Source organism: Janibacter sp. CoH_79_TC_3, from assembly GCF_058197955.1.
On record NZ_JBXWIV010000070.1, the window covers coordinates 1 to 311 of the forward strand.

Here is a 311-nt window from a genome sequence, read left to right on the forward strand (position 1 = left end):
CCCCAATGGGTTCATGCTGATTTAACGATCTGTCAGGCAGTATATGCAAGTAACGCTATGATGTATAATGATATAAAACATACTTAGTATTAGCTGAGATAATAATGGATTTACCACCGTTGCGTGCAATACAGTGCTTCGAATCCGTTGCACGGCTTAACAGCTTTTCAAAAGCAGCAGAAAGCCTCAATGTGACACAAAGTGCAGTGAGTCACCAAATACGCATCCTTGAGAAGTATCTTGGGGAAGCAATGTTTTACAGGCAAGGCCGGACCTTTTCGTTGACAGAGGTTGGTGAGCGTTATTTCACA

Annotated in this window: 1 protein-coding gene; it reads left to right on the forward strand. The window is 42.4% G+C overall.

Features of this window, described 5'->3' with window-relative positions; all coding sequences use genetic code 11:
* Nucleotides 1–104: 104 nt before the first annotated feature.
* On the forward strand, nt 105–311 hold a 207-nt coding region (locus AC2FA3_RS15105; protein ID WP_490510299.1), incomplete at its 3' end, for a LysR family transcriptional regulator.